Below are 25367 nucleotides of genomic sequence, written 5' to 3'. Positions count from 1 at the left end.
CTCGCGCGGGACCGATCTGCCGCTGCTGACGCGGATGCTGATCGCGATCTCGGGCTTCCTGCAGGCCTGGGGGCTGTACATCCTGCTCGCGGCGCTGGTGGGCTTCGTGGTCTATGGCCGCTGGGCGGCGATCCCCGCCAACCGGCTCAAGGTGCACCGCGCCTTCACCGAGCGCTGGCCGTTCCGCCGCTTCAGCCGCCAGCACAACGCCGCGCGGTTCGCGGGGAGCCTCGCGACCCTGGTGTCGAGCGCGGTTCCGCTGGTCGAGGCGCTGCATGCGGCGGCGGCGGTGACGCCCAACCGCTGGGCGCGCGAGCGCGCGCTACACGTCGCGGCGCGGGTGCGCGAGGGGATCAGCCTGCGCGCCGCGATGACCGAGGCGGGGGTGTTCCCGCTGATGCTGACCGCGATCGTCGCCTCGGGCGAGGCGAGCGGGCAGCTCGGGCCGGCGCTGAGCCGCGCGGCCGACGAGCTCGACCGCGAGCTCGACGCGGTGACCAGCGCGATCGTGGCCTTGGTCGAGCCGCTCGTGCTGCTGCTGATGGGCGGGATCGTGCTGATGATGGTGCTGGCGATCCTGCTGCCGATCATCAACCTCAACGACCTGGTGACGCTCTAGCCGGTTCGAAGATGCGGACCCGCACCGCGACCTGGTCGCCGGGCAGGATGCCTGCCGCCTTGCGCACCGCGAGCTTGAGCGGGACGAGATAGCCGCCACCGCGGGGAAACAGCGAGGACTGGAACGGCTGGCCGTGCGCCTCCGCCTCGACCGGGATGCAGCCCCAGCCATAGCTGGCGATGCGGGCCGCCCATTGCACTTCGCCGGTGTGCGCGTCGGGAATGGCGACGAAGTAGAAGGGCGCCGGTCCGCGCCATTCGATGACGCGCCCATCGAACGCGATATCGACCAGCGCCGGCGATCCGCGCATCGTGCTACATCAGTCCTTCGATCGTGGCGCCGGCTGGCATGCCGGTGAACGGCAGGATGCGCGCGCCGTCGGCGGTCATGCGGACGCTGAGCCGGCCGTCCTCGCTGAGCGTCGCGTCGACCAGGGTCTGGCGGCGCTGGGTGGCGGGGGCGATGCGGATGCGCGTGGCGGTGCCGATCTTCTCGGCGGTGAGGAGCAGCGACGGAACCGCGACCGCCGCGCCGCCGTCCTTGGGCGTGCAGGTGCCCGGGTCGGTGGTGAGCTTGCCGTCGATCGCCTGGCCCGAGCCGCCGATGGCGATCCTGGCGAATTCGAGCTGCATCACCAGGTCGCAGGTGAAGGGCAGATTGGGCTGGAGCGCCTGGAGCACCGAGCTGTGCGCGCTGCCGCTGACATCGTCGAGCACGGTGCGGCCGAAGCGCATCAGCCCGCGCCCGCCCATGTCGGTGTCGGGGCCGGTCGCCTTCCAGTCGGCGGCGAAGGCGAGGCTGGTGAGCGAACGCAACGGCGCCCAGTTCCACTCGAACTTGCTGCCCCCGGCGACGCCGACCTCGCCGTTCCACACCGTGCCGGCGACGCCGGTGCGCCACGGCCGGTTCTTGAGGAACACGCTGGCGGGCATCGTCGCGAGCATCGCCAGCGCATAAGCGGCTATGCCGAGCACCACGAAGACGGTAAGACGCCGCCGTGCCGACCAAGACGCCAATCCGGACGCCAGCGATGCATCGCCGCGACTTGTTGAAATCAGGCCTGTTGCTGCCGCCGGCATTGCTCGCGAGTCCCTCCGTGTTCGCCGCCGCCGTGCAGGGCAAGAAGCCCAAGCGCGACAAGCGGCCGGTGGCGCTGCTGCTGCCGCTCTCCGGACCGCGCGCCGCGCTTGGCCTTAGCATGCGGCAGGCGGCGTTGCTCGCGGATTCTGGGCCCGAGATCACGGCGTACGATACCGGCGGGACGGCGGCGGGCGCGGCGCTGGCTGCGCGCAACGCGCTCAAGGCCAAGGCGGCGATGATCCTGGGGCCGGTGACCGCCGAGGAAGTGACCGCGGTGGGCCGCGAGGTCGCCGGGCGGGTGCCGGTGGTCGCGTTCAGCAACAATGCCGTGGTGCGTGCGCCCGGCACCTGGGTGTTCGGGATCACGCCGAGCCAGGTGACCAGCGCGATCCTGCGCTACGCCCGCTCGCGCGGGGTGAAGAGCGTGGTGGTGATCGACGATGCCACGCCCTGGGGCGCCGCCGCGGCGCTGGCGGCGGGCAAGGTGCAGGGCGAGATCGGGATCGACGTGCGCGTGCTGACCGTGACCGAGGGGCAGCCGCTGCCCGTCGCCGGGGAGGCGCCCGACGCGGTGCTGCTGCCCGGCAGCGGCGAGGCGGTGCTGGCGGCGGCGCGCAACCTCAAGGAGACGGGCATCCAGCTGCTCGGCACGGTGCAGGCGCTCGACCATCGGCCAGCGTCGCTCGAGGTGCTCAACGGCGCCTGGCTCGCCAGCCCCGATCCGGCGGCGTTCGGCAAGTTCGCGGGCGAGTTCCGCTCGCGTCACGGCGGCGATCCGGGCGCGCTGGCGGCGCTGGCCTATGACGCGGGCGGGATCGTCAAGGTGCTGCGGGCCAAGGGCGAGATCAGCCAGGCGACGCTGCTCGCCGAGACCAGCTATCCCTGCGTCACCGGCAATGCCCGCTTCCGCAGCGACGGCAGCGTGGCGCGCGAGCTGGCGATCCTGATGGCCGGGCCGACCGGATACGAACCGGTCGCGGTGAGCCTGGGGGCGTGACGCCGCGCCCTGACGAGGGCGGATTCACGCTGCTCGAGCTGATCATCTCGCTCGGGCTGTTCGCGCTGATCGCGGTGGCCGGGCTGGGGCTGCTCGACAGCGTGCTCAACGTGCAGGGACGGACCGACACGCGGCTGTCGCGGCTGGCGGACCTGCAGCGCGCGATGTTCGTGATCCAGAGCGATCTCGACCAGATCACCCGCGGCGAGGTGTCGGGCGGCGGGGGCGGCATCGCCTTCACCCGCATCGCGGGCGGTGTGGGCGGGCCGCCGGTGCCGGTGCGCTATGGCGCGGCCGAGGGCGTGCTGGTGCGCTCGGCGCCGCAGCCGCAGATGCTGCTGCACGGTGTCGCGGAGACGCGGTGGCGGTTCCGCGACGGCGATGCCTGGATCGACCGCTGGCCGCCGAGCGAGGAGCGCAAGGAAGACTGGCCGCGCGCGGTTGCGGTCGAGATGCAGGTCGCTGGCGTCTCGGGGCCGCAGGGCTTGCTGCGCCGCGTGGTGGTGCTGCCCGACCGGCCGAAGGACGACCGATGACGCGGGGGCGCGACGGCGAGCAGGGCATGATCCTGGTCAACGTGCTGATGTTCGTCGCGATCGCGAGCGGGCTGGTGCTGTTGATGATCAGCCGCGAGGAGCTGGCGCTCGACCGGTCGCTCAGGGGGCGCGAGGCGGCGCGGGCGGCGGCGATCGTGCGCGGCGGCGAGCTGTCGGCGATCAGCGCGCTGCGGCGCGACGCGCGCGAGGCGCCCGAGGTGGATCATGCGGGCGAGCCCTGGGCTTCGATCGGAGCGAAGGGCGCGGCGATCGACGGGGGCAGCTTCGACCTGGCGGTGAGCGATGCCGAGGGGCGGTTCAACGTCAACTCGCTGCGCAGCGGCGAGGTGGCGCCGGTATTGCTGTTCCAGAAGCTGGCGGCGATCGCCGGGCTCGACGAGGCGCAGATGACTCAGGCGATCGCCTATGTCCGCGGGCAGGGCCCGGTGACCGATGTGCGGCCAATCCGGCTGCTGCCCGGAGCCGACCGGAACGCGATCGCGCGGCTGGAGCGGATGGTGACCGCACTGCCCGGCACCACGCAGATCAACTTGAACGCCGCCGACCAGGAGCTGCTCGCGATCCTGTTCGACGATCCCGTGGTCGCCGAGCGGCTGGTCGCGATCCGCAAGCGCAACGGGCAGATCACGCTGCGCGACCTCTCCGACCAGAAGGTGACTCAGCCGCCGGGCACCAGCTTCCAGTCGGGCACCTACTGGGTGCGGGTGCGCGCGACGATCGGCGGCACGGCGCAGGACGGCGCGACGCTGATCCAGCGTGAGCGGGACGAGGACGGCAACGTCGAGGTGCGGCCGGTGGCGCGCTGGCGCAACGCCGCGGTGCCGCCCGAGGCGCCGGCGCTGGGCGGCTAAGGCGCGGAAAATCTCTGCCGCGCTTGTGCGAGGCGCAGTGCGGAAGTTTGCACTGAGTTTACACTATCGCGCGGTTTTTCCGCGCGGTGCCAGATACCAGTTCGACGAATCGAAGAGCCGATGGCGAGTCGCCGCCAACGGGATTGGATCAGGCCAAATCCAACATTGCAAGCTTGCGAGCGGACAGGGGTTGAAATTGATGATATAGTGTATCATCTGCGCCGCGTGCAGTTGGAGTGGCGTGATGCGAGCGATGATCGGGAAGTGGTTCGACGGGTTTGCGGTGGGTGCGTCGGCACTTTGCCTGATACATTGCCTGGGCCTACCGCTGCTGATCGCGGCGCTGCCCGCCATCGCCAACCGGGTCGATCCGGGCGAGGGGTTTCACCTCGCCGTACTGCTGTTCGCGATCCCGACGAGCGCGTTCGCGCTGATCGAGGGCTGGCGGCGGCACCGCGGACTGGCGCCGCTGTTCGTGGGCGGAGCGGGATTGACGCTGATGGCGGCCGGCCTGGCCTTCGAGAATTGGGTGGCGGTGGAGACCGGGGTGACCGTTGTCGGGAGCCTGCTGCTCGCCGGCGCTCACCTCGCCAACTGGCGGCGTCGCGCACGGGCGAGATGTTCGTCCTAGGCCGGCGCGGGCTCGCGCAGCACTGACGCCAGCATGTCGGCGAGGCCGCGGCCGGCCCTGCCATCCTGGTCCAAGTCAGGATTGTAGATCGTGATCTCGATGCCGCATGCCTTGTCGCTGGCAAGGGCAATGCGGAGCACGGCCGCCAGCTCGTCCCAGGACAGCCCGCCCGGAACCCTGAAATCGACTGCCGGCATGACGGCATCGTCGAGCACATCCGCGTCGACATGAATGAAGAATCCGTCGAGCTCGTCGCGTGCCAGATGCGCGATCGCAGCGCGGGCGGCGGGCTCGACGCCCATCTCGTGCAGCGCGGGCAAGTCGTAGACCTCGAGCTCCGGCGGCATCGGCTGGCTGCCATATTCGGCCTGATCGGCATGGTCGCGATAGCCGAAAGCGACGGCATCGCCGGGGCGCACCAGCGGCCCCCGGCCCTGGATATCGATGAGCGGGGCGGGGCCGTAGCCAGTGGCGAAGGCGAGGTCCATCGACGCGCCTTCGCCATTGGGCTCGGCCTCGGGCTGGAAGAAGTCCGCGTTGCCGTCGATGAACAGCAGCCCGTAGCGGCCGCGCCGGCGCAAGCCGAGCATCGAGCCGAGCAGGATCGTACAATCGCCGCCGAGGATCAGCGGGAACTCGGCCTTGTCGAGCACCGCTTCTACGGCGTCTGCGAGCAGCGGCGACCATTGCACGATCGCCTTGGCGTTCAAGGTGCCGGTTGCCGGGTCGGGCGCAGGATCCTTGCGCGGGAGGGGAAGCCGGCTCGTGCGGCGCGCGCCGATCCGATCGGCGAGACCGAGGCTCAACAGGCGATCGGCGAGACCTTCGACACCACCGCCGGCCAGGCCCAGAGTCGAGGGCGCTTCGATAATCGCGTAGCTGCGGGTCGGCATCGAAAGGCTCCGCTTTCACGGCTCCAACCCAGGACCGGGACTCCGGGTTCCGCCTTAGCGAATCCCGGGCAGGTCCAGTCCCATCTCCTTCGCGCAGTCCCTTGCGATCTCGTAGCCCGCGTCGGCATGCCGCATCACGCCGGTGGCCGGGTCGTTCCACAGCACGCGTTCCAGCCGCCGGGCCGCCTCCGGCGTGCCGTCGGCGACGATGACCATGCCCGAATGCTGCGAATAGCCCATGCCGACGCCGCCGCCATGGTGGAGCGAGACCCAGGTCGCGCCGGATGCGGTGTTGAGCAGCGCGTTGAGCAGCGGCCAGTCGGAGACGGCGTCGGAGCCGTCGCGCATCGCCTCGGTCTCTCGATTGGGGCTGGCCACCGAGCCGCTGTCGAGATGGTCGCGGCCGATGACGATCGGGGCCTCGAGCTCGCCGCTCGCGACCATCTCGTTGAAGGCCAGGGCGAGGCGGTGGCGGTCGCCAAGGCCGACCCAGCAGATGCGCGCGGGCAGGCCCTGGAAGGCGATGCGTTCGCGCGCCATGTCGAGCCAGTTGTGGAGGTGATGATTGTCGGGGAGGAGCTCCTTGACCTTGGCGTCGGTCTTCCAGATGTCGTCGGGGTTGCCCGACAGTGCGGCCCAGCGGAACGGGCCGACGCCGCGGCAGAACAGCGGGCGGATATAGGCGGGGACGAAGCCGGGGAAGGCGAAGGCGTTGTCGACCCCTTCGTCCTTGGCGACCTGGCGGATGTTGTTGCCATAGTCGAGCGTGGGGATACCGGCTTCGTGGAAGGCGAGCATCGCGCGGACATGGGTGGCCATCGAGCTACGCGCCGCTTTCTCGACCTCGTGCGGGGCGGTCTCGCGCTTGGCGAACCACGCGTCGAGGGTCCAGCCGGCGGGGAGGTAGCCGTTGACCGGATCGTGCGCGCTGGTCTGGTCGGTGACGATGTCCGGGCGCACGCCGCGGCGGACCAGCTCGGGCAGCACCTCGGCGGCGTTGCCGAGCAGGCCGACCGAGACGGGCTTGTCCGAGGTACGAATGATTTCAAGCGCTTCTTCGATGCTGTTGGCAGCGCGATCGAGGTAACGGGTGCGCAGGCGCATCTCGATCCGGCTGGGTTGGCATTCGACCGCGAGGCACGAGGCGCCCGCCATGGTCGCGGCGAGCGGCTGCGCGCCGCCCATGCCGCCGAGGCCCGCGGTGAGGATCCATTTGCCGCTGAGATCGCCGCCATAATGCTGGCGCCCGGCCTCGACGAAGGTCTCGTAGGTGCCCTGAACGATGCCCTGGGTGCCGATATAGATCCACGAGCCGGCGGTCATCTGGCCGTACATCGCCAGTCCCTTGCGGTCGAGCTCGTGGAAATGCTCCCAGGTCGCCCAATGCGGCACGAGGTTGGAGTTGGCGATCAGCACGCGCGGGGCGTCGGGATGCGTGCGGAACACGCCGACCGGCTTGCCCGACTGGACCAGCAAAGTCTGGTCGGCGTCGAGCTTGCGCAAAGCGTCGACGATGCGGTCGTAGCTCTCCCAGTCGCGCGCGGCGCGGCCGATGCCGCCATAGACGACGAGCGATTCGGGCGCCTCGGCGACGTCGCCGTCGAGATTGTTCATCAGCATGCGCAGCGGGGCTTCGGTGAGCCAGCTCTTGGCGCTGAGATCGGTGCCGGTCGGCGCCTTGATGCGGCGGCTGTTGTCGGTGCGGGTGGTCATGCTTGGGCTTTCGCGAAGTCGATACAGGCGGTGAGGATGGGGCGGAGGATTTGCTGGCAGGCTTGTGCCGTTTCCTCGTGCCAGGGTGGGGGCCAGGTATCGGAGGTTTCGATCAGATAGGTGCGCATCGCCAGCTCCATCTGGATGGCGTGCACCCCTTCGTCCGGGCGGGCATAGTGGCGGGTGATCCAGCCGCCCTTGAAGCGGCCGTTGGTGACTCGGCTGTGCGGACTGGCGTCGCAGATCGCCTCGACCGCCTGGGTGAGGGCGGGGGCGCAGGATGCGCCGTCGTTGGTGCCGATATTGAAGTTCGGCAGCTCGCCGTCGAACAGCTTGGGCACGACGCTGCGGATCGAGTGCGCATCGTAGAGGACGAGCGCGGGGTGAGCCGCGCGCAGGCGCTCGATCTGGAGCGCGAGGGCGAGGTGGTAGGGATCGAACCACTCGGCGCGGCGGCGCTCGATCTCGTGCTGGTCGGGCAGCGCGCCCGGTTCGTAGAGCGGCTCGCCGTCGAAGGTCTGGATCGGGCAGAGGCCGGTGGTGAACTGGCCGGGATAGAGGGTGTGGCCCGAGGGATCGCGGTTCACGTCGATCACGGTGCGCGAGACGGTGGTGCGGACGATGGTGGCGTCGAGCTCGCGCGCGAAGGCGTAGAGATGGTCAACGTAGAGGTCGGCGTCGTGGCGGGCGAGATCGGGCGAGACGAGGCCGTGGATGCCTTCCGGGATGTCGGTGCCGGCGTGGGGGATGCTGACGATGAGCGGGGCGCTGCCCTGTTCGACGCGGATCATCGGGTGGGGCTCCGCTTGATCCGGAGATTTGGTTCACGCGAAGGCGCGAAGGCGCGAAGAGAAGGTGTTTCGCGCAGAGACGCAGAGAGCGCAGAGGCGACAAGTTCAGCCGCGCGCAGCGCCTCCCCGTCGCGCCGTTGCGGCACGCATCGTCGCTGAAACAAGGAAAGCCGCTGACGCGGCGGGGCCGCGTCTCTGCGTTCTCCGCGTCTCTGCGCGAAACATCTTCTTCGACTTCCTTCTGCTTCGCGCCTTCGCGCCTTCGCGTGAACCATCCCCTTCACTCCTCGATTCCCGGCAGTCCGTGGCCGAGCGCACCGCTACTGACCAGCGCCGTGGCGGCGGCGATGTCGGGGGCGAAGTGGCGGTCGTCCTCGAGATGGGGGACTTGAGCGCGGAGCAGGGCGCGGGCGGCTTCGAGCGGTTCGCTCGAGGTGAGCGGGGCGTGGAAGTCGCAGCCCTGCGCGGCTGCGAGATATTCGATGCCGAGGATGTGGGCGAGGTTGCGGGTCATGTCGAGCAGGCGGCGCGCGCCGTGCGCGGCCATCGAGACATGGTCCTCCTGGTTGGCCGAGGTGGGGATCGAATCGACGCTGGCCGGATAGGCGCGCTGCTTGTTCTCGCTGACCAGGGCGGCGGCGGTGACCTGGGGGATCATGAAGCCCGAATTGAGGCCGGGGCGCGGGGTGAGGAAGGCGGGGAGGCCCGAGAGCGCGGGATCGACGAGCATCGCGATGCGGCGCTCGGCGAGGCTGCCGATCTCGCAGATCGCCAGCGCGAGCATGTCGGCGGCGAAGGCGACCGGCTCGGCGTGGAAGTTGCCGCCGGACAGGGCTTCTCCGGTATCGGTGAAGATGAGGGGGTTGTCGGTGACGCCGTTCGCCTCGATTGCGAGCGTCGTTCCCGCCTGGCGGATGAGGTCGAGGCAGGCGCCCATCACCTGGGGCTGGCAGCGCAGGCAATAGGGGTCCTGCACACGCTCGTCGCCCTCGCGGTGCGAGGCGCGGATGGCGGAGCCGGACATGAGGGTGGCGAGCGCGTCGGCGACCTCGATCTGGCCCTTGTGGCCGCGGACCTGGTGGATGCGCGGGTCGAAGGGGGTGTCGGAGCCCTTGGCCGCCTCGGTCGAGAGCGCGCCGGTGACGAGCGCGGCGCGGAACAGGCGCTCGGTCTCGAACAGGCCGGCAAGCGCATAGGCGGTGGAGAATTGCGTGCCGTTGAGGAGCGCCAGGCCCTCCTTGGGGCCGAGGGTGAGGGTGCCGAGCATCTGGCGCGCGGGGCGGGCGATGCCGTCGATCAGCACCTCACCGGTGCCGATCATCGCCGCGGCGAGATGGGCGAGGGGGGCGAGGTCGCCGCTCGCGCCGACCGAGCCTTGCGCGGGAATGAGGGGTGTAATGCCGCGGTCGAGCATGTCCTGGAGCATCGCGATCGTCGCCGGCTTCACGCCGCTATGGCCCTGCGCCAGGCTGGCGAGCTTGAGCGCGATCATCAGGCGGACGACCGGGGCGGGCATCGGATCGCCGACGCCGGCGGCGTGGCTGAGGACGATGTTGCGCTGGAGGGTTTCCAAGTCCTCGTCGCCGATCTTGACCGAGGCGAGCTTTCCGAAGCCGGTGTTGATGCCGTAGACCGGCTCGTGGCGGGCGAGGATCGCCTGCACGGCGTCGGCGCTGGCGGCGACCTTGTCATGGCAGGCGGGGTCGAGCGGGGCCGCTTCGCCGCGATAGATGGCGTTCCAGGTGGCGAGCGGGGTGTTGCCGGGGGTGATCATTGGCCTGCGTGGATCCGGGCGTGGAGGGGGTTGGCGCCGATGCGGTAGACCAGCTCGGCGAGGTCGGTGACGTTCCAGATCGCGAGGTCCGCGGCCTTGCCGGGCTCGAGCATACCGGTTCGGTCCTGGAGGCCGAGCGCCCGCGCGGCGTTGACGGTGATGCCGCGCAGGCATTCGGCGACGGTCAGGCGGAAGAAGGTCGCGCCCATGTTCGCGGCGAGCAGGATCGAGGCCATCGGCGAGGTGCCCGGGTTGCAGTCGGTGGCCAGGGCGATGGGGACGCCGGCGGCGCGCAGGGCGGCGATCGGGGGGCGGCGTTCCTCGCGGGTGAAGTAGAAGGCACCGGGAAGGAGCGTGGCGACGGTGCCCGACGCGGCCATTGCGGCGATGCCGGCGTCATCGAGATGCTCGAGATGATCGGCGGAAAGCGCGCCGTGACGCGCGGCGAGCGCGGCGCCGTGGAGGTTGGAGAGCTGCTCGGCGTGGAGCTTGACGGGGAGGCCGTGGGCGACTGCGGCGGCGAGGACTCGGCCGGTCTGTTCGGGGGTGAAGCCGATGCCCTCGCAGAACGCGTCGACCGCGTCAGCGAGGCCGGCGACGGCGGGGATGATGTGCTCGCAGACCAGATCGACATAGCCGTCGGCGTCGCCCTTGTACTCGGGTGGGACGGCGTGGGCGGCGAGCAGGGTGGTGCGGACGCGGATGCGGCGCTCGGCGGCGAGGCGACGGGCGGCGCGGAGCATCTTGAGCTCGTCGTCGAGGGTGAGGCCGTAGCCGGACTTGATCTCGACGGTGGTGACGCCCTCGGCGATGAGCTGGTCGAGGCGCGGGAGAGCGGAGGCGATCAGCTCGTCCTCGCTCGCGGCGCGGGTGGCGGTGACGGTGGAGAGGATGCCGCCGCCGGCTCTCGCGATCTCCTCATAGGTCGCGCCTTCGAGGCGGGCCTCGAACTCGCGGGCCCGGTTGCCGGCATGGACGAGATGGGTGTGGCAGTCGATCAGGCCGGGGGTGATCCAGCGGCCCTCGCAGTCGATGATCTCGATGGCATCTGGAGCGTCGGATTCGGGGCCGGCATAGGCGATCGTGTCGCCGGCGGCAGCGACTGCGCCATGCTCGACGAGGCCGAGGCCGTCGCCCGTCATCGTCGCGAGGCGGGCGTTGCGCCAGAGCTTGTCCGCGGGAGTCGCCATGCGCCTTATGGTTGGACAAGCGCGCCATTATGTCTAGACATAATCGGATGGACTTGTGGTTCGAATCCGCGCTGCTCGAGGATGGCTGGGCCGATCGGGTTCGCTTCCGCCTCGCGGATGGGCGGATCGAGGCGGTCGAGCCCGGGGTCGAGCCGGATGCGGGCGACGAGCGGCATTTCGTGGCACTGCCGGGGCTTCCCAATCTGCACAGCCACGCCTTTCAGCGCGCGATGGCGGGGCTGGCCGAGGTGCGTGGGCGGGCGGACGACGATTTCTGGTCGTGGCGCGAGCTGATGTACCGCTTCGTCGGGCGGATCGGGCCGGAGGAATGCGAGGCCGTCGCGGCGCAGGCCTATGCCGAGATGCTCGAGGCCGGGTTCACGCGCGTGGGCGAGTTCCATTACCTGCATCACGCGCCGGACGGATCGCGCTACGACGACGTCGCCGAGATGTCGGGGCGGATCGTGGCGGCGGCGGAGAGTGCGGGGATCGGGCTGACGCTGCTGCCGGTCTTCTACGCGCATGGCGGGTTCGGCGGGCAGCCGGCGGGCGCGGCGCAGGCGCGGTTCCTGAATGACGTCGAGGGGTTTGCCGGGCTGGTCGAGCGGGCGAAGGCGCAACTGCCGCCGGACGGGGTGATCGGGATCGCGCCGCACAGCCTGCGCGCGGTGACGCCCCAGGAGCTTCGCGTGCTGCTGCCGATAGCGGATCGCGGGCCGGTACACATCCATATCGCTGAGCAGATGAAGGAAGTCGTGGATTGCCTGGCCTGGAGCGGCAAGCGGCCGGTGCGCTGGCTGCTGGACGAGATGCCGGTCGATCGCCGCTGGACGCTGGTGCATGCGACGCATGTCGAGGCGGACGAGGTGGCGGGGATCGCCGCGAGCGGGGCGGTGGCGGGACTGTGCCCGATCACCGAGGCGAACCTGGGCGACGGACTGTTTCCCGCGGCAAAGTTCATGGCACAGGGCGGCATGATCGGGGTGGGAAGCGATTCGAACGTGCGGATCGACGCGGCGGAGGAATTGCGGCTGCTCGAATATGGGCAGCGGCTGACGCGGCGCGCGCGCAACGTGCTGGCGGGCGAGGACCGGCCCGCAACCGGGGCGCGGCTGTTCGATGCGGCGGTGAAGGGCGGCGCGCGATCGCTCGGCGTCGAGACCGGGCTGGCGGCAGGGCGGCCGGCCGATATCGTGTCGTTGAACCGCGACGATCCCACCTATGCCGAGCGCAAGGGCGATGCGCTGGTCGACAGCTGGGTGTTCGCGAGCCGCGCCGGGATCGACTGTGTGTGGCGCGGTGGGGTCAAGCGGGTCGAGGGCGGGCGGCACCGGCGTCGCGCGGCGATCGAGGCCCGTTACCGCACGGCGCTGGCGCGGCTGATGGCATGAGCGTCGAGGCGCGTATCCGCGGCGACATCGAGTCGCGCATCCGCTCGGGCGAATGGGCGCCGGGTATGCGGGTGCCGACCGAGCATGAGCTGGTCGAGGCCTATCGCTGCGCCCGCGCGACCGCGAACAAGGCCTTGAGCCGGCTGGCGCGCGAGGGGCTGATCGAGCGCAAGCGGCGCGCGGGGAGCTTCGTCGCGCGGCCGCAGATCCGCACGGCGGTGGTCGGCGTGCCCGATATCGGCGCGCTGATCGAGGCGCGGGGGGAGGCCTATCACTGGGAATTGCTCTCGGTCGAGCTGCAGCGGCGCGCGCCGGAGGGCTTCCCGGCGCGAGCGGGCGGATGCTGGCTGGCGCTTTCCGGCGTGCACCATGCCGGCAAGACGCCGTTCGGGTGGGAGGAGCGCTGGCTCGACCTCGCCGTCGCGCCGGGCGCCGAGGATGCCGATTTCGCCGCGACCGCGCCGGGCACCTGGCTGCTCGCCAACGTGCCGTGGACCGACGCGCGGCACCGGATCGGCGCGGCGGGCGCGGAGCCGGTGGCGGCGCGGCATCTGCGTATTGCCGCGGGCGCGCCCTGCCTGCAGATCGAGCGCTGGACGTGGCGCGGCAAGGCGCCTGTCACATCCGCGCGTCAGGTGTTTCCGGCGGATCATTATCAACTGGTCGAGGATTTCACGCCCCGCGGCTGATCGGGGCGGGCGAACCAAGGGAGTGCGTATGTTCGACAAGGTCTTCCTGAAGCACCCGCGCGAGGTGGGCGAGAGCTATGCCGAGCATTTCGCGACCGCGACCGGGTTCGGCGCGCGGATGGTGATCGGCGGGCTCGCCTGCATCGTCCATGGCGTGATCCCGGCGCTGTTCGTGCGCACCGCGAGCGACACGGTGAAGGCGCTCTACGGCCGGATGAAGGCGCGCCAGCCGGCGTTCGCGGAAAAGCCGCCGGCGTTCACCGAGCCCGCATGGCAGATGGAATACGAGATCTAGGGCGGATTGATATTCAGGATCGAGGCAACGTTATTCCTCCGCCGGAGAGGGAGGAATATTTGGATGTCGATACAGCCTGGATCTGCAGCAAGGGGGCAAGATGCCGGTCGAACATGTCGCGATCGTCGGCGCGGGCTTTTCGGGCACGCTCCAGGCGATCAACCTGCTCCGCCATGAGGGTCCGCGCGCGACGCTGATTGAGCGCGGCAGCCGCGCGGGCGAGGGGCTGGCCTATGGCGCGGCGCATCCCAGCCATGTGCTCAACGTGCGCGCAGGCAATATGAGCGCGCTGCCGGACGATCCGGGGCATTTCGCGCGCTGGCTGGAGGCGCGCGGCGTCGCGGAGGCGGCGAGCGCCTTCGCGTCGCGCGTCACCTATGGCGAGTATCTGCGCGAGATGCTCGACGCGGCGCTCGCCAATAGCGGCGGGCGATTGGCGGTGCGCTATGGCGAAGTCGTGGACGTGATCGAGAATCGCGGCGGGCTGGCGCTGGCACTTGACGGCGGCGAGAGGATCGACGCCGATGCGGCGGTGCTCGCGGTGGGCAATCTGCCGCCGCACGATCCGCCGGGGCTGACCGACGGTGCGCTGCCGGGCGACCTCTACAAGGGCGATCCCTGGGCCGGGGACGTCGCCGACGGGCTTGGGGCGGACGACACGGTGCTGGTGATCGGGACCGGGCTGACGATGGTCGACGTCGCGCTGATGCTGGAGGCGCGGGGCTTTGCCGGGCGGATCGTCGCGCTGTCTCGGCGCGGGCTGTTGCCGCGGCGGCACGACCGGAGCAGCGACTGGGCGCGGCTCGAGGAGCGGCCGGCGACGATCGCGTCAGGGCTGGTGCGCCAGCTGCGCGAGCGCGCCGAGACGATCGGCTGGCGCAACGCGGTGGACGAGCTGCGGCCGTTCACCCAGCCGATGTGGGCCAATGCCAGCGAGGCCGAGCGAGCGCGCTTCCTGCGCCATCTGCGGCCGTGGTGGGACGTGCACCGCCATCGGCTGGCGCCCCAGGTCGCCGACCGGCTGGCGGCGATGCAGGATCGCGGGCAGCTCCATGTGCTGGCGGGCAAGACGATCGCGTTCGCGCCGGAGGCCGGCGGGGTGGCGATGACCTGGCGACCGCGCGGGCACGCGACGCCGGAGACGATGCGGGTGCGGCGGATCGTCAACTGCACGGGCCCGCTCGGCGATCTCAACCGCACCACCGATCCGCTGCTGGTCGCGCTGCGCGAACGCGGAGCGATCCGGCCGGATGCGGCGAATCTCGGCATCGACGTCAACGGCGTGGGGCAGGTGATCGGCGCGAACGGGCGGCCGAGCGAACGGCTCTATGCGCTGGGCCCGATGACGCGCGGCGCCTTCTGGGAGATCGTCGCGGTGCCCGATATCCGGCGCCAGACCTGGGACGTGGCGCGGCGGCTGTCCAACGCGCACTGGGTCGGCTGGGAGGGGTTGTAGACCAGCCGCGAGGGCTTCGTCATCCCCGCGAGTGTGGGGATCCATTCTGGCTTGCCTTCTGGCAAGAACCGCAACGCCACGGCGAATGGATTCCCGCCTGCGCGGGAATGACGGTTTCAAGTTCGGGGTGTGATTCTAAGCTTCGCCCCGCAGCGCCAGGCCGCGCTCGATGTCGCGCGCGACGACCGTCGCGGTGAGGCGCCCGACGAGCCGCTGCGCGCTGCGCCAGGCGGAGGCTTCGGCGGCGCGGTGACGGTTGCCGGCGATCAGGCGGCTGCCCCAACTCTGCGCGAACGGCGCGAAATCGGCCGGGTCGCTGCCCGGCAGCCGGTCGGCGACCACCATCGAGGGAAAGGGCAGCGCGGTGCGGGGCGAGGCGAACAGGTTGCGCTTGTCCACGGCCGCTTCGGCGGTCTCGGGATCGAACAGCAGTGCACCCGCGACCCGATCGACATAGTGCGAGGGCGACAGCCGCGCCCACCACGAGGCGGCGAAGCAACCCAGGCCCTCGGCGACGAGCAGCACGGCCCGGTCGGCGCGCAGCACGGCGTTGTCGAGCTGGGCGGCGAGGATCGAGCGGTTGCCGTTCGGATCGAGCGCGAGATGGGTGTCGCCGAACGCGGGCCAGCCGAAGCGCTCGCTCCAGGCGGGGGTCTGCGATTCGCTGATCGTGATCACGGAGAAACGATGCGGAGCTGGGGCGAGCGCGAGCGTCATGGCAATCTCCCTTGCGCGCAAAATGCCAAAACCGGGGGCGTCCGCGCAAGATGCGAACGCGTGATCATCCGTTGGGGGTAGGAAAGCAATGCTTCAGTGGTGTGAAGTCGCGGCGCAGGCGGCGGCGCGTGTCAAAAGGAAGGCGCGCTCCCGCTCGTTGCGAGTGAGCGCGGCGGCAGTCTCGAACGCGACCTTCGCCTCCGCGAGGCGCCCCGCGCGGAACAGGAAGTCCGCACGGGCGGCGGGGAGGGGGGCGTAGTTGCGCAGCGCCGCGGCCTCCGCCAGCTCATCGACCAGCGCGAGTCCCGCCTCGGGGCCGAACGCCATGCTGTGCGCGACCGCGCGGTTGAGGTCGACCACGGGCGAGGGCATCACCTCGCGCAGCCGGTCGTAGAGCGCGGCGATGCGCGGCCAGTCGGTATCCTCCGCCTTGCGCGCGCGGGCATGGCACGCGGCGAGCGCCGCCTGGAGGGCATAGGGACCGTCGCCGCCGCCGAGCGCTTCGGCGCGGGCGAGCGCGTTGAGGCCGCGGCGAATGAGCAGCTGGTCCCAGTGCGCGCGATTCTGCTGGGTGATCGGGACGAAGGCGCCATCGAGGCCGGTGCGGGCACGCAGGCGCGAGGCCTGGATCTCCATGAGCGCGAGCAGGCCGTGGACCTCGGGCTCGTCCGGCATCAGGCCGGCGAGGATACGGCCGAGCCGCTGCGCCTCGGCACACAGCGCGGGGCGGATCAGGTCTTCGCCCGCGGTGGCGGCATAGCCCTCGTTGAAGATCAGGTAGACGACCTCGAGCACCGAGGCGAGGCGGGCGTTGCGTTCGGCGCCGCGCGGCACCTCGAAGGCGAGCGCGGCACCGCCGATCGTCTTCTTGGCGCGGACGATGCGCTGGGCGATCGTCGGCTCGGCCGAGAGGAAGGCGCGCGCGATCTCGTCGGTGGTGAGCCCGCCGATCAGGCGCAGGGTGAGCGCCGCGCGCGCCTCGGCCGAGATCACCGGGTGGCAGGCGGTGAAGATCAGCCCGAGTAGCTCGTCGCCGATATCGTCGTCCATGGCGGCCTCCAGCGCCTCGACGCCGCTGATGTCGGCTTCGTCGAGGTCGCGGGCGATCTCGGCATGCTTGCGGTCCTGCATCTTCGCGCGGCGCAGGCCGTCGATCGCGCGGCGCTTCGCCGCGGCGGTGAGCCATGCGCCGGGATTCTGCGGGACGCCGGTCTTCGGCCATTCGGCGAGCGCGATCAGCAGCGCGTCCTGCGCCAGCTCCTCGGCCCGGTCGACGTCGCGGATCATGCGGGCGAGGCTCGCGATGAGCCTCGCCCGCTCGATCCGGAAGACCGTCTCGATCGCCCGCTGGGTGGTTGCGTCCGCCGCCATGCCCAAGGGTTAGGGGAGCGCGGCGGCGGAACGCAAGCGGATCAGCGGTTGGCGAGCTTCTCGCCGACGCCGTCGTGGATCGCCTGGGCTTCGGCCGGGATGAGATCGGCGAAGTCCTCCATCTCGAACAGCGGGCGGATCTCGATCTCGCTGGGGCCGAACATCGGGTTGGGGCAGCGCTTCACCCACTCGACCGCCTCGTCCATGTCCTTGACTTCCCACAGCCAGTAGCCGGAGACGAGCTCGCGCGTCTCGGCGAAGGGGCCGTCGATCACGGTGCGGCTGGGGCCGTCGAACGCGACGCGCTTGCCGAAGGATGAGGGCTTGAGCCCGTCGCCCGCGACCATGATGCCGGCATTCACCAGCTCCTCGTTGAACTTGCCCATGTCCACGAACATCTGGCTGAGTTCGGGCGAGGGCTTCATGCCCTCTTCGCTGTCCTCGGTCGCCTTCACGAACACCATCACACGCATTGGAATTCTCCTTGGTTGGCGAGGTCCGCGATCGGCCTCGTATCCTGACGACGAGCGAGCTTGCGCGGAATCGACACGGGTACGAATTTTTTTTCGGTAAGCGGAAATCGCCGCCCTCGCCGCCGTGCGGAGCGCTTCACCACTTGTAGTTGACGCGCCCGCCCGGTCTCTGCGCTTTTGCCTGATACTTGCCGCACGGCTTCGCCTTTGTGGGCGTGCAGGCCTTTTTGGGCGCGGCTTTGGGCGGGCATTTAACGGTTCGGCCTGCCGCGTCCCTGCAGGGCGCCGCAAGTGCCGGGCTGCCGCTGCCCATCGCGATTGCGATAACGAGGATGAAACTCTTCATCAGCGCTACTCCGGTCCAGGAGCGCGCAGTCTGGCCGCACGGCGACCAATACGCAATGTGATGGCGCGATGATGAGAAATGGTCGGGGAGAGAGGATTCGAACCTCCGGCCCCTGCCTCCCGAAGACAGTGCTCTACCAGGCTGAGCTACTCCCCGACGGAGTGCCGGATCCTTGAAATGCCCCGGGATGGGCGGACCGGCTTTCGCTTGGAGGCGCGCCTATAGCCAGCAGTTTCGCTGGGCGCAAGCGGGTGCGCGAAAGCTTTTTGAGGCGCGAGGGTCAGGCGCCGCGCGCGCCCAGCATCGCCGCGATCGACGTGAACTTCTCGCGCGGGGCGCCGTCGCGGGCGGCGGCGATCTCGGCGGCTTCGATCTTCTGCCAGTCGCGGAAGGTGACGACCTCGGCGCCGCGCGACGCGAGCAGGGCGTCGAGCGCGGGGCGGCCCTGCTTGCCGCTGTTGGGCTGTGTGTCCGCGGCGATCTTCTCGACGATGGCGAAGCCGTCGGGGCGGTTGGTGCCGATCGTGCCGGTCGGGCCGCGGCGCGCCCAGCCGACGGCGTAGAGGCCGGGCAGCACGCGCCCCTCGTCATTGGCGAAGCGGCCGGCGCGATCGTCATAGGGCACGCCCTCGATCGGCGGGGTGCGATAGCCGATGCACGAGACGACGAGGCTGGCGGGCACGGCATAGGTCTCGCCCGTGCCGATCGCTGCGCCGCGCTCGTCGAGACGGGTGCGTTCGACGATCACGCGCTCGACCCTGCCGTCGCCCTCGATCCTGACGGGCATGGCGAAGAAGTCGAAGATGATGTGCACCGGCTTGTCGACATGCGCGGCGGCGAAGTTGCGCAGGTGCGTGATCGACTTGCGGTGGCCGGGCTCGAGCATCGCGTCGTCGAGCTCGGGCGGGAAGTCGGCGGCGTCGACCACCGGCGCGGCGCGCTCGAGTTCGCCGAGCTCGCCGAGCTCTTTGGGGGTCATGTTGATCTGGTGGGGGCCGCGGCGGCCGAGCAGGGTGATCGTGTCGATCGACGATTTCTCGAGCGCGGCGAGCGCGTGGCGGACGATGTCCGAGCCGGCGAACTCCGCCTGAGTCTTGGCGAGGATGCGCGCGACGTCGAGCGCGACATTGCCGTTGCCGATCACCACCGCCCCGGGACCGGTGAGGGGCGGGTTGAGCTCGGCATAGTCGGGATGGCCGTTGTACCAGCCGACGAACGCCGCCGAGCCCGTGACGCCGGGCAGGTCCGCGCCGGGGATTTCGAGCGGGCGGTCGCGCGGCGCGCCGGTGGCCAGGACGACCGCGTCGTAGAGGTCGAGCAATTCGGCGATCGTCACCTGCTCGCCGATCGTGACGTTGCCGACGAAGCGGACATTGTCGGTGAGTGCGGTCGCCTCGTAGCGGCGCGAGACGCCCTTGATCGACTGGTGATCGGGCGCGACGCCGGTGCGGATCAGGCCGAAGGGGACGGGAAGGCGATCGATGATGTCGACACGGACCTGGTCGCCGAACTGCTTCTGACATGCCTCCGCGGTATAGTAGCCCGCCGGTCCCGAACCGATCACCGCGATATGCCGCATGCCCGACCCTCTCTTGTCTGTGAGCCGAGCCTAGCGGGGAATGCGCGCAGGGCAAGCTGGCGCGGCGCGTGCCACGCTGTTAGCTCGGCAGGATGAGCGAGCTGGAAATCGTCGCGGTCGTGCTGGGGGTGGCGAACATCCTGCTGATCATCCGCCGCAGCATCTGGAACTACCCGGTCGGGATCGCGATGGTGATCCTCTACGCCTTCGTCTTCTGGGAGGTGAAGCTCTATTCGGACGCGCTGCTGCAGGGATTCTTCCTGGCGGCGCAGCTCTATGGCTGGGCGGCGTGGCGCCATGCCGCCGCGGATGCCGGCGAGGTGCGGGTGGAGACGCTCGACGCGCGCGGCCGCATCCTGTGGATCGGCGGCGCGATCGTGGCGGCGCTGATCTGGGGATGGGGGATGCACCGTTTCACCGATGCCGCCTTGCCCTATTGGGACGCGCTGGTGGCGATGCCGAGCGTGGCGGCGCAGTTGCTGCTGGCGCGGCGCAAGCTCGAAAATTGGGTGTTGTGGATCGCGGTCGATATCATCGCGATCGGGCTCTACTGGACCAAGGGGCTGACGCTGACCGCGGGACTCTATGCCGGGTTCCTGGTGCTCGCGACCGCCGGGCTCCTGCAATGGTGGCGGGTGTGGCGGAGGGCGTGACGCGGGGGTTCCTGCTCGGCAAGTTCATGCCGCCGCATGCCGGGCACGTGCTGATGTGCGAGGCTGCGGCGGCGCAGGTGAGCGAGCTGACGATCCTGGTGTGCTGGCTGCCCGACGATCCGATCCCGGGACCGTTGCGGCTGCAATGGATGCGCGAGCTGTTTCCGAACGCGCGGGTGATCGGCCATGACGCGGTGGTGCCGCAGACGCCGGAGGCGCATCCCGATTTCTGGGCGATCTGGCGCGGGATCGTCAAGGCGGCGCACCCCGAGCCGATCGACCGCGTCTTCGCCTCGGAAGCCTATGGGGAACGGCTGGCGGCGGAAGTCGGCGCGGTGTTTCATCCGGTCGATCCCGGGCGGCTGGGGATGCCGGTGTCGGGCGAGGCGGTGCGGGCCGATCCGTGGCGCCACTGGGATCTGCTGCCGGCGCCGGTGAAGCCGTATTTCGCGCGGACGATCTGCCTGCACGGTCCCGAAAGCACCGGCAAGTCGACGCTCGCCGCGGCGCTGGCGCGGCACTATGCGACCTTGTTCGTCCCCGAATATGGCCGCACCTGGTGCGACTGGCACGGCAGCGATTGCCGCATGGAGGACTTGCTCGCGATCGCGCGGACTCACGATGCGATGACCCGCTCGATGCTGCGCTGGTGCAACCGCCGGCTGTTCCTCGACACCGATCCGCTGATGACCGCGGTGTGGGCCGAGATGATGCTCGGCCGGCGCGATCCGTGGTTCGATTCGTGGGACGCGACGGCGGATCTGTACCTGCTGCTCGACATCGATGCGGCCTGGGTCGACGACGGCACGCGGCTGTTCGGCGATCCCGCAGCTCGGGCCCGGTTCATGGGATTGTGCCGGGAGGTGCTCGAACGGCGCGGGGTGCGCTGGGCGATGATCTCCGGCCCGCCCGAATCGCGGCTCGAACAGGCGATCGCGATCATCGATGGACAGGGTAAGTAGCGGGGACGGTCGCGTACCGGCGCGACCTGTGCGATGGCGCACGCTTTCAACTGGAACCCGCCTGCATGACGCTCCGCACCATCTGCCTCCACGGTCCCGAAAGCACCGGCAAGTCCACGCTCGCGCCGCGCCTCGCTGCGCATCTCGGCGGGGAGGTGGCCGAGGAATATGGCCGCGAATATGCCGAGGCGCGCGGGATCGACTTCACCATGCAGGATCTGGTCGAGATCGCGCGGACGCATGACGCCGGGGTCCAGACGATGCTGGCGGCGGAGCTCACCCCGCTGATCCTCGACACCGATCCGCTGATGACCGCGGTGTGGGCCGACATGTTGTTCGGCAGGCGCGATCCTTGGTTCGACGCGTGGGACGGCGTGGCCGACCTCTATCTGCTGTTCGATATCGATCTGCCATGGGTGGCCGACGGGACGCGGATGTTCGGCGAACCCGAGCAGCGGCAACGCTTTTTCGACTTGTCGAAGGCCGAGCTCGAGCGGCGCGGGGTGCGCTGGGCGCTGGTCAGCGGCGGGGGCGAGGCGCGCTGGGAGAGCGTGCTGCGCGCGGTCGAGGCGGCCGGCTAGCCGCTCAGGGCACCGTCGTCACCGCGAGCCCGTCGCCATTCTTGCCGACGTCGATGCGGCGCAGCACCTTGCCGGTCTCGGCGTCGATCTCGGCGATCTGGTTGCGCATCGTCTCCGCGGCGTAGAGGCGCTTGCCGTCGGCGGACCAGACCAAGGTCACCTGCGCCGCCTGCGGCTCGCCCGAAACCGGGAAGCTGCGTAGCACCGAATGGGTCGCGACGTCGATCAGCGTGACGCTGCCCTTGTCGACATTGCTGGTCGCGACGGTCTTGCCGTCGGGGCTGGCGATCACGCGGATCGCGTTGCCGTCGATCGCCAGCTCGGCGAGCTTCTCATAGGTGCCGGCGTCGAGCACGGTGAGGCGCGGCGCGGACAAGTCGCCGACGAACACCTTGCCGCCGGCCACCGCGACTCCCTCCGGCTTGCCGCCGACGGCAAGGTCGCGGAGCTTGGTGTTCTTGACGAGGTCGACCACGCTGACCGTGCCCGATCCGATATTGGCGACGAAGCCGCGCTCCTCCCCGAGCAGCGCGACCATGTGCGAGCCCTGCTGCCCGGTCGCGATCGAGGTGATCTTGCCGTCGGGCTCGACGATCGCGACCGAGCTGCTGCCCTCGGTGGTCGCGATCAGCCGCTCGCTCTTCGGCATCCACAACAGGCCGTGCGGGCGCTTGTTCGGGGCGAGCTCGATCGTCGCGATCTTGCCGAGCGGATCGAGGTCGACGATGTCGATCGTGGTGCCGCCATAGGAGACCACCGCCGCCTGGGTGCCGTCACCCATCACCGCGATCTCGTGCGGCTGTGCGCCGGTCGGGATCCTGGCGAGCTGCTTGCCGTCGGCGAGGTCGTAGATGCCGAGCGTGTCCTCGCCCTTGTTGCCGACCAGCAGCAGCTCGCGCGCGGTGGCGGGAAGGGCGGCGGTGGCGAGCAGGGCGGCGGCGAGGATCAGGCGGCGCATGGATGTCTCCCGATTTTTGCCGGAAAGACTGTGCGTTTTACATGAACCCCGCAAGAAAAAAGGCCCGTCCCGCGGTGACGGAAAGGGCCTTTCGGTAAGTGTTGGCGAAGCGCTTACTGGCTCGGGGCGAGCCCGGTGTTGAGCACCCATCCGACATTGTCGTTCTCGTCGGCGACTTCCCACCACAGGCCGTTCTTGTTGCCGGTGGGATAGACGATGCCGCCCGCCGGAATGGTCCGGATGACCTTGGCGCCGCCGGCCGCCGACACGCGCATCGCCACCGGGCGCTGCGCGGTGAAGGTCTTGGTCGGCGCGGCTTGCGCGGTGCCGGCGTCGCCGGGGCGGACCAGCCCGAGCTCGGTCACCAGCTTGGTATAGGCCTGGATGAAGGACAGCGTGACGATGCGGCCGATCTCGGTATTGTCGTAGCCGCCGCCGACCGCGCCCACGCCGCCGCCGAGGAACCCGACGCCGCCGCCGCCGCCGAAGGCGAGGTTGTTCTTGGCGGCATAGCCCTCGGTCGTCGCGATCGTCTCGGTGGTGCGGACATTGGTGATCGAGAGGACGGTGTTCGCCTCCATCTTCTTGCTGCGGATGCCCGCTGCGAGCCCGCCGAGGCGGCCGCCGACCAGCCCGCCGATCAGCCCGCCCGCGGCGCTGCCGCTGACATTGCTGTTGGCGCCCTGGATCTCGGCGACGAGGACATAGTCCGCCGCCTTGATCTGGCCCTGGCCGACATTCGAGCCGCGCTGCAGCCCGAGATTGCCGCCGATCGCGCGCTCACGTTCGGCCGCCTGCAGGCCCGAACCGCGATCGACCAGGTTGAAGCAGCCCGAGCGCTGGACGAGCACCTTGAGCAGCTTCTGCGGCGGGGCCAGCGAATATTGCGTCCAGGGGCGGGGATCGTCGCCGTCGACGACCGAGAGCGTGCCGAGCTTGCGCGTGCAGCGCGGCACGTCGTTCATTGTCGCTTCCTGCAGCTTCTGGCCGCCGCTGGGCTTGGCGAGTCGCTGCGCCTGCGCCGAGCCGGCGACGCACAGAACGAGCGCGGTGAGGGCCACCGCGGGAGACTTCAACATCGATTCTTCCCCTGTTACCTGTCGCCCCGGAATAGCCGATCCGGCTGCGGGTTGGAATAGTTTCGAGGCCGCAATCGATCATCAAAAGGGGGTAGCGCTACCCCAAGTGGAGGGTTCAGTTCTCGATCCTGGTCCGCTCCGACCTCCCGCCCTCGATCGTCCAGAGGTCGCCGAAATCCTCGTGCACGAGGTCGTCCGGGCGCTTGCCGCCGAGCTGCTGGACGATGTCGGGGACGGTGTTGCTGTGGCCGACGATCAGCACCGGGCCGCCGGCGGCCTTGGCGCGGGCGACGATCGCGGGAGTGTCCTTGGGGTCGTAGGTCTCGGGGGTGACGCCGACCGCGGCCGCGAGCGGCGCGGCGGTCTGGCGCGAACGCTTGAAGTCGCTGACATAGATCGCCTTGAGCGTGCGGCCGTAGAACCATGCCGCGAGCTGGTCGGCGCGCGCCTTGCCCTGGGGCGTGAGGTCGGGATCGGGCTGGCCGGCGGGCGTATCGTAGTGGCGGGTGACGTAGATCGGCGCTTCTTCCGCCTGGCCGGCGAGGGCGCCGGCGGCGCAGAGCATGCTGAGCAGCGCAACGAGATACTTCAGGACTTGCATGGCGATTCACCTCCGCGGCGATGCTTGGCGCAGTCGCGGGCATGCGGCAAGCGAACCCGTCAGATCAGCTTCATCGCATCGCGCGTCGTCGCGCCGCTGGCGGTATTGTCGAGGATGATCCAGCTTTCGGCGCCCGCGGCGACCCCGGCGACCGCGGCTTGCCGCCACGCCGCCAAGGCGGCCTCGTCATAGGGGGACCAGTAGATGCGCGGGCTACCGTGGAGACGGAAATAGGCGAGGCCAGGCCAGCCGCCGGGCATGGCGGCGGCCGGAACCGGCGCGGGATCGGCGGCGACGCGTGCGATGCGATGCGCGACGAGCAGCGCCTCGGCGGGCGGATCGAACCAGCTCGGATGGCGCGGCTCGAACGCGACGGGGCCGCCGACGATCGCATCGAGCCGGGCGAAGAACGCTTCGGCGAGCGCCGCGTCGAAGGCGAGGCTGGGCGGGAGCTGGACGAGCACCGGGCCGCGCTTCTCGTCCAGCCCGGCGATCTCGTCGGCGAAGCGCGCGAGCGGCGTGTCGCAATCGACAAGTCGCGCCTCGTGCGTGATCGCCCTGGGCAGCTTGACGGCGAAGCGGAAGTCCGGCGGCACGCTCGCCGCCCAGCGCGCATAGGTGGCGCGGCGATGCGGGCGGTAGAAGCTCGAATTGATCTCGGTCACGTTGAAGCGCTGGGCATAGCGTTCGAGGTTGCTGGCACCGGACGGGAAGCGGTCGCGGATGTCGCGGGGAAGCGCCCAGGCGGCGGTGCCGATGCGGAGAGTCATGCCGCACCAGCGCATGCGGGCGCGGGGGGTTCCTGCGCGGCATCTGCCCTGCTAACGGGCGCCGATCATGGCAACCGACCTTTCCCGTATCCGCAACTTCTCGATCATCGCGCATATCGACCATGGCAAGTCGACGCTGGCCGACCGGCTGATCCAGCGCACCGGCGGCCTGACCGCGCGCGAGATGTCCGAGCAGGTGCTCGACAACATGGACATCGAGAAGGAGCGCGGCATCACCATCAAGGCGCAGACCGTGCGCCTTGACTGGAAGGGGCCGGACGGGCTCGACTATGTCCTCAACCTGATGGACACGCCGGGGCATGTCGACTTCGCCTATGAGGTAAGCCGCA

General features: G+C 70.0%; 28 protein-coding genes, 1 tRNA gene and 1 pseudogene. 13 read left to right on the top strand and 17 right to left on the bottom strand.

Annotated features, from left to right (window positions below):
* Nucleotides 1-619 (top strand): type II secretion system F family protein (locus ABDV68_RS09440; RefSeq protein WP_343519596.1); only part of this gene is annotated, 619 nt, incomplete at its 5' end.
* Here ABDV68_RS09440 and ABDV68_RS09435 read toward each other — a convergent pair.
* Both ABDV68_RS09435 and gspN read right to left on the bottom strand, forming a co-directional pair.
* On the bottom strand, nt 597-929 hold the full coding sequence (locus tag ABDV68_RS09435) for a DUF1905 domain-containing protein (protein ID WP_343519594.1): 333 nt from the start codon (nt 927-929) through the stop codon (nt 597-599). The genes ABDV68_RS09440 and ABDV68_RS09435 overlap by 23 nt on opposite strands.
* A gap of 4 nt (nt 930-933) precedes the next feature.
* Nucleotides 934-1593 carry a type II secretion system protein N gene (gene gspN / locus ABDV68_RS09430; protein ID WP_343519593.1) on the bottom strand — a complete coding sequence of 220 codons (660 nt, stop codon included), beginning with the start codon at nt 1591-1593 and terminating at the stop codon, nt 934-936.
* Nucleotides 1594-1715: 122 nt separating this feature from the next.
* On the opposite strand from gspN, the gene ABDV68_RS09425 reads away from it, so the two are divergent.
* From ABDV68_RS09425 to ABDV68_RS09410, 4 genes are all read left to right on the top strand, one after another.
* Nucleotides 1716-2696, top strand: coding sequence for a penicillin-binding protein activator (locus ABDV68_RS09425; protein WP_343519591.1), 981 nt, complete (start codon nt 1716-1718; stop codon nt 2694-2696).
* The gene (locus ABDV68_RS09420; RefSeq protein ID WP_343519590.1) at nt 2693-3232 is read left to right on the top strand and encodes a type II secretion system protein GspJ; all 540 of its coding nucleotides are present in this window, start codon (nt 2693-2695) and stop codon (nt 3230-3232) included. Before ABDV68_RS09425 ends, ABDV68_RS09420 begins: the two co-directional genes overlap by 4 nt.
* Nucleotides 3229-4104, top strand: coding sequence for a Type II secretory pathway component PulK-like protein (locus tag ABDV68_RS09415; RefSeq protein WP_343519589.1), 876 nt, complete (start codon nt 3229-3231; stop codon nt 4102-4104). Before ABDV68_RS09420 ends, ABDV68_RS09415 begins: the two co-directional genes overlap by 4 nt.
* Nucleotides 4105-4348: 244 nt before the next feature.
* Nucleotides 4349-4735 carry a MerC domain-containing protein gene (locus ABDV68_RS09410; RefSeq protein WP_343519588.1) on the top strand — a complete coding sequence of 129 codons (387 nt, stop codon included), beginning with the start codon at nt 4349-4351 and terminating at the stop codon, nt 4733-4735.
* On the opposite strand, the gene ABDV68_RS09405 is transcribed toward ABDV68_RS09410, so the two are convergent.
* The 5 genes from ABDV68_RS09405 to hutI form a co-directional block, all read right to left on the bottom strand.
* A complete protein-coding gene (locus ABDV68_RS09405) occupies nt 4732-5628 on the bottom strand; it encodes an arginase family protein (RefSeq protein WP_343519587.1) in 897 nt (298 codons plus the stop codon). The genes ABDV68_RS09410 and ABDV68_RS09405 overlap by 4 nt on opposite strands.
* Nucleotides 5629-5682: 54 nt before the next feature.
* On the bottom strand, nt 5683-7341 hold the full coding sequence (gene hutU / locus ABDV68_RS09400; protein ID WP_343519586.1) for a urocanate hydratase: 1659 nt from the start codon (nt 7339-7341) through the stop codon (nt 5683-5685).
* Nucleotides 7338-8132, bottom strand: coding sequence for an N-formylglutamate deformylase (hutG, locus tag ABDV68_RS09395; RefSeq protein WP_343519584.1), 795 nt, complete (start codon nt 8130-8132; stop codon nt 7338-7340). Before hutG ends, hutU begins: the two co-directional genes overlap by 4 nt.
* Nucleotides 8133-8412: 280 nt before the next feature.
* Nucleotides 8413-9906 (bottom strand): histidine ammonia-lyase, encoded by a 1494-nt coding sequence (hutH, locus tag ABDV68_RS09390; protein ID WP_343519583.1) that lies wholly within the window; start codon nt 9904-9906, stop codon nt 8413-8415.
* A complete protein-coding gene (gene hutI / locus ABDV68_RS09385) occupies nt 9903-11096 on the bottom strand; it encodes an imidazolonepropionase (protein WP_343519582.1) in 1194 nt (397 codons plus the stop codon). The genes hutH and hutI overlap by 4 nt, the downstream gene beginning before the upstream one ends.
* 47 nt (nt 11097-11143) lie before the next feature.
* On the opposite strand from hutI, the gene ABDV68_RS09380 reads away from it, so the two are divergent.
* The 4 genes from ABDV68_RS09380 (at nt 11144) to ABDV68_RS09365 (ending at nt 14927) form a co-directional block, all read left to right on the top strand.
* Nucleotides 11144-12487: a formimidoylglutamate deiminase gene (locus tag ABDV68_RS09380; protein ID WP_343519581.1), complete on the top strand. Its 1344-nt coding sequence runs from the start codon at nt 11144-11146 to the stop codon at nt 12485-12487.
* Nucleotides 12484-13176 (top strand): UTRA domain-containing protein, encoded by a 693-nt coding sequence (locus ABDV68_RS09375; RefSeq protein WP_343519580.1) that lies wholly within the window; start codon nt 12484-12486, stop codon nt 13174-13176. The genes ABDV68_RS09380 and ABDV68_RS09375 overlap by 4 nt, the downstream gene beginning before the upstream one ends.
* Nucleotides 13177-13204: 28 nt before the next feature.
* Nucleotides 13205-13471: a DUF6356 family protein gene (locus ABDV68_RS09370; RefSeq protein ID WP_343519579.1), complete on the top strand. Its 267-nt coding sequence runs from the start codon at nt 13205-13207 to the stop codon at nt 13469-13471.
* Between the two features lie 100 nt (nt 13472-13571).
* Complete coding sequence (locus ABDV68_RS09365) at nt 13572-14927, top strand: FAD/NAD(P)-binding protein (protein ID WP_343519578.1); 1356 nt, start codon at nt 13572-13574, stop codon at nt 14925-14927.
* Between the two features lie 135 nt (nt 14928-15062).
* Here the strand turns inward: ABDV68_RS09365 and ABDV68_RS09360 are convergent, their stop codons facing one another.
* The 6 genes and pseudogenes from ABDV68_RS09360 to ABDV68_RS09335 all read right to left on the bottom strand — a co-directional run bounded on the left by ABDV68_RS09360 (nt 15063) and on the right by ABDV68_RS09335 (nt 19413).
* Nucleotides 15063-15644, bottom strand: coding sequence for an alpha/beta hydrolase (locus tag ABDV68_RS09360; RefSeq protein ID WP_343519577.1), 582 nt, complete (start codon nt 15642-15644; stop codon nt 15063-15065).
* A gap of 93 nt (nt 15645-15737) precedes the next feature.
* Nucleotides 15738-17015 carry an RNA polymerase sigma factor gene (locus tag ABDV68_RS09355; protein WP_343519576.1) on the bottom strand — a complete coding sequence of 426 codons (1278 nt, stop codon included), beginning with the start codon at nt 17013-17015 and terminating at the stop codon, nt 15738-15740.
* 113 nt (nt 17016-17128) lie between these two features.
* Nucleotides 17129-17488: pseudogene (locus ABDV68_RS09350) on the bottom strand (YciI family protein); the annotation flags it as partial.
* A gap of 136 nt (nt 17489-17624) precedes the next feature.
* Entirely contained in the window at nt 17625-17834 is a 210-nt protein-coding gene (locus ABDV68_RS09345) for a hypothetical protein (protein ID WP_343519575.1), read from the bottom strand.
* A gap of 79 nt (nt 17835-17913) precedes the next feature.
* Nucleotides 17914-17990 (bottom strand) — tRNA-Pro (locus tag ABDV68_RS09340).
* A 124-nt stretch (nt 17991-18114) separates the two neighbouring features.
* Nucleotides 18115-19413: an FAD-dependent oxidoreductase gene (locus ABDV68_RS09335; RefSeq protein WP_343519574.1), complete on the bottom strand. Its 1299-nt coding sequence runs from the start codon at nt 19411-19413 to the stop codon at nt 18115-18117.
* Between the two features lie 92 nt (nt 19414-19505).
* Here ABDV68_RS09335 and pnuC point away from each other — a divergent pair, with 92 nt between their 5' ends.
* The 3 genes from pnuC to ABDV68_RS09320 all read left to right on the top strand — a co-directional run bounded on the left by pnuC (nt 19506) and on the right by ABDV68_RS09320 (nt 21609).
* Nucleotides 19506-20066: a nicotinamide riboside transporter PnuC gene (gene pnuC, locus ABDV68_RS09330; protein ID WP_343519573.1), complete on the top strand. Its 561-nt coding sequence runs from the start codon at nt 19506-19508 to the stop codon at nt 20064-20066.
* The gene (locus ABDV68_RS09325) at nt 20063-21028 is read left to right on the top strand and encodes an AAA family ATPase (RefSeq protein WP_343519572.1); all 966 of its coding nucleotides are present in this window, start codon (nt 20063-20065) and stop codon (nt 21026-21028) included. The genes pnuC and ABDV68_RS09325 overlap by 4 nt, the downstream gene beginning before the upstream one ends.
* A 65-nt stretch (nt 21029-21093) precedes the next feature.
* On the top strand, nt 21094-21609 hold the full coding sequence (locus ABDV68_RS09320) for an AAA family ATPase (protein WP_343519571.1): 516 nt from the start codon (nt 21094-21096) through the stop codon (nt 21607-21609).
* 4 nt (nt 21610-21613) lie between these two features.
* Here the strand turns inward: ABDV68_RS09320 and ABDV68_RS09315 are convergent, their stop codons facing one another.
* The 4 genes from ABDV68_RS09315 to ABDV68_RS09300 form a co-directional block, all read right to left on the bottom strand.
* A complete protein-coding gene (locus ABDV68_RS09315) occupies nt 21614-22567 on the bottom strand; it encodes a PQQ-binding-like beta-propeller repeat protein (RefSeq protein WP_343519570.1) in 954 nt (317 codons plus the stop codon).
* 113 nt (nt 22568-22680) lie between these two features.
* The gene (locus ABDV68_RS09310; RefSeq protein WP_343519569.1) at nt 22681-23646 is read right to left on the bottom strand and encodes a CsgG/HfaB family protein; all 966 of its coding nucleotides are present in this window, start codon (nt 23644-23646) and stop codon (nt 22681-22683) included.
* 115 nt (nt 23647-23761) lie between these two features.
* Entirely contained in the window at nt 23762-24247 is a 486-nt protein-coding gene (locus tag ABDV68_RS09305; RefSeq protein ID WP_343519568.1) for a phosphoglycerate mutase family protein, read from the bottom strand.
* A 59-nt stretch (nt 24248-24306) separates the two neighbouring features.
* A complete protein-coding gene (locus ABDV68_RS09300; protein WP_343519567.1) occupies nt 24307-25017 on the bottom strand; it encodes a DUF72 domain-containing protein in 711 nt (236 codons plus the stop codon).
* Nucleotides 25018-25084: 67 nt separating this feature from the next.
* On the opposite strand from ABDV68_RS09300, the gene ABDV68_RS09295 reads away from it, so the two are divergent.
* Nucleotides 25085-25367: GTP-binding protein (locus ABDV68_RS09295; RefSeq protein ID WP_343519566.1), on the top strand; the 283-nt coding region annotated here is incomplete at its 3' end.

It is taken from the genome of Sphingomonas sp. (assembly GCF_039595165.1).
In the GTDB taxonomy this organism is placed as follows: domain Bacteria; phylum Pseudomonadota; class Alphaproteobacteria; order Sphingomonadales; family Sphingomonadaceae; genus Sphingomonas.
Note: the sequence above shows the minus strand (reverse complement) of the source record. Positions and strands in the feature narration are given on the sequence as shown.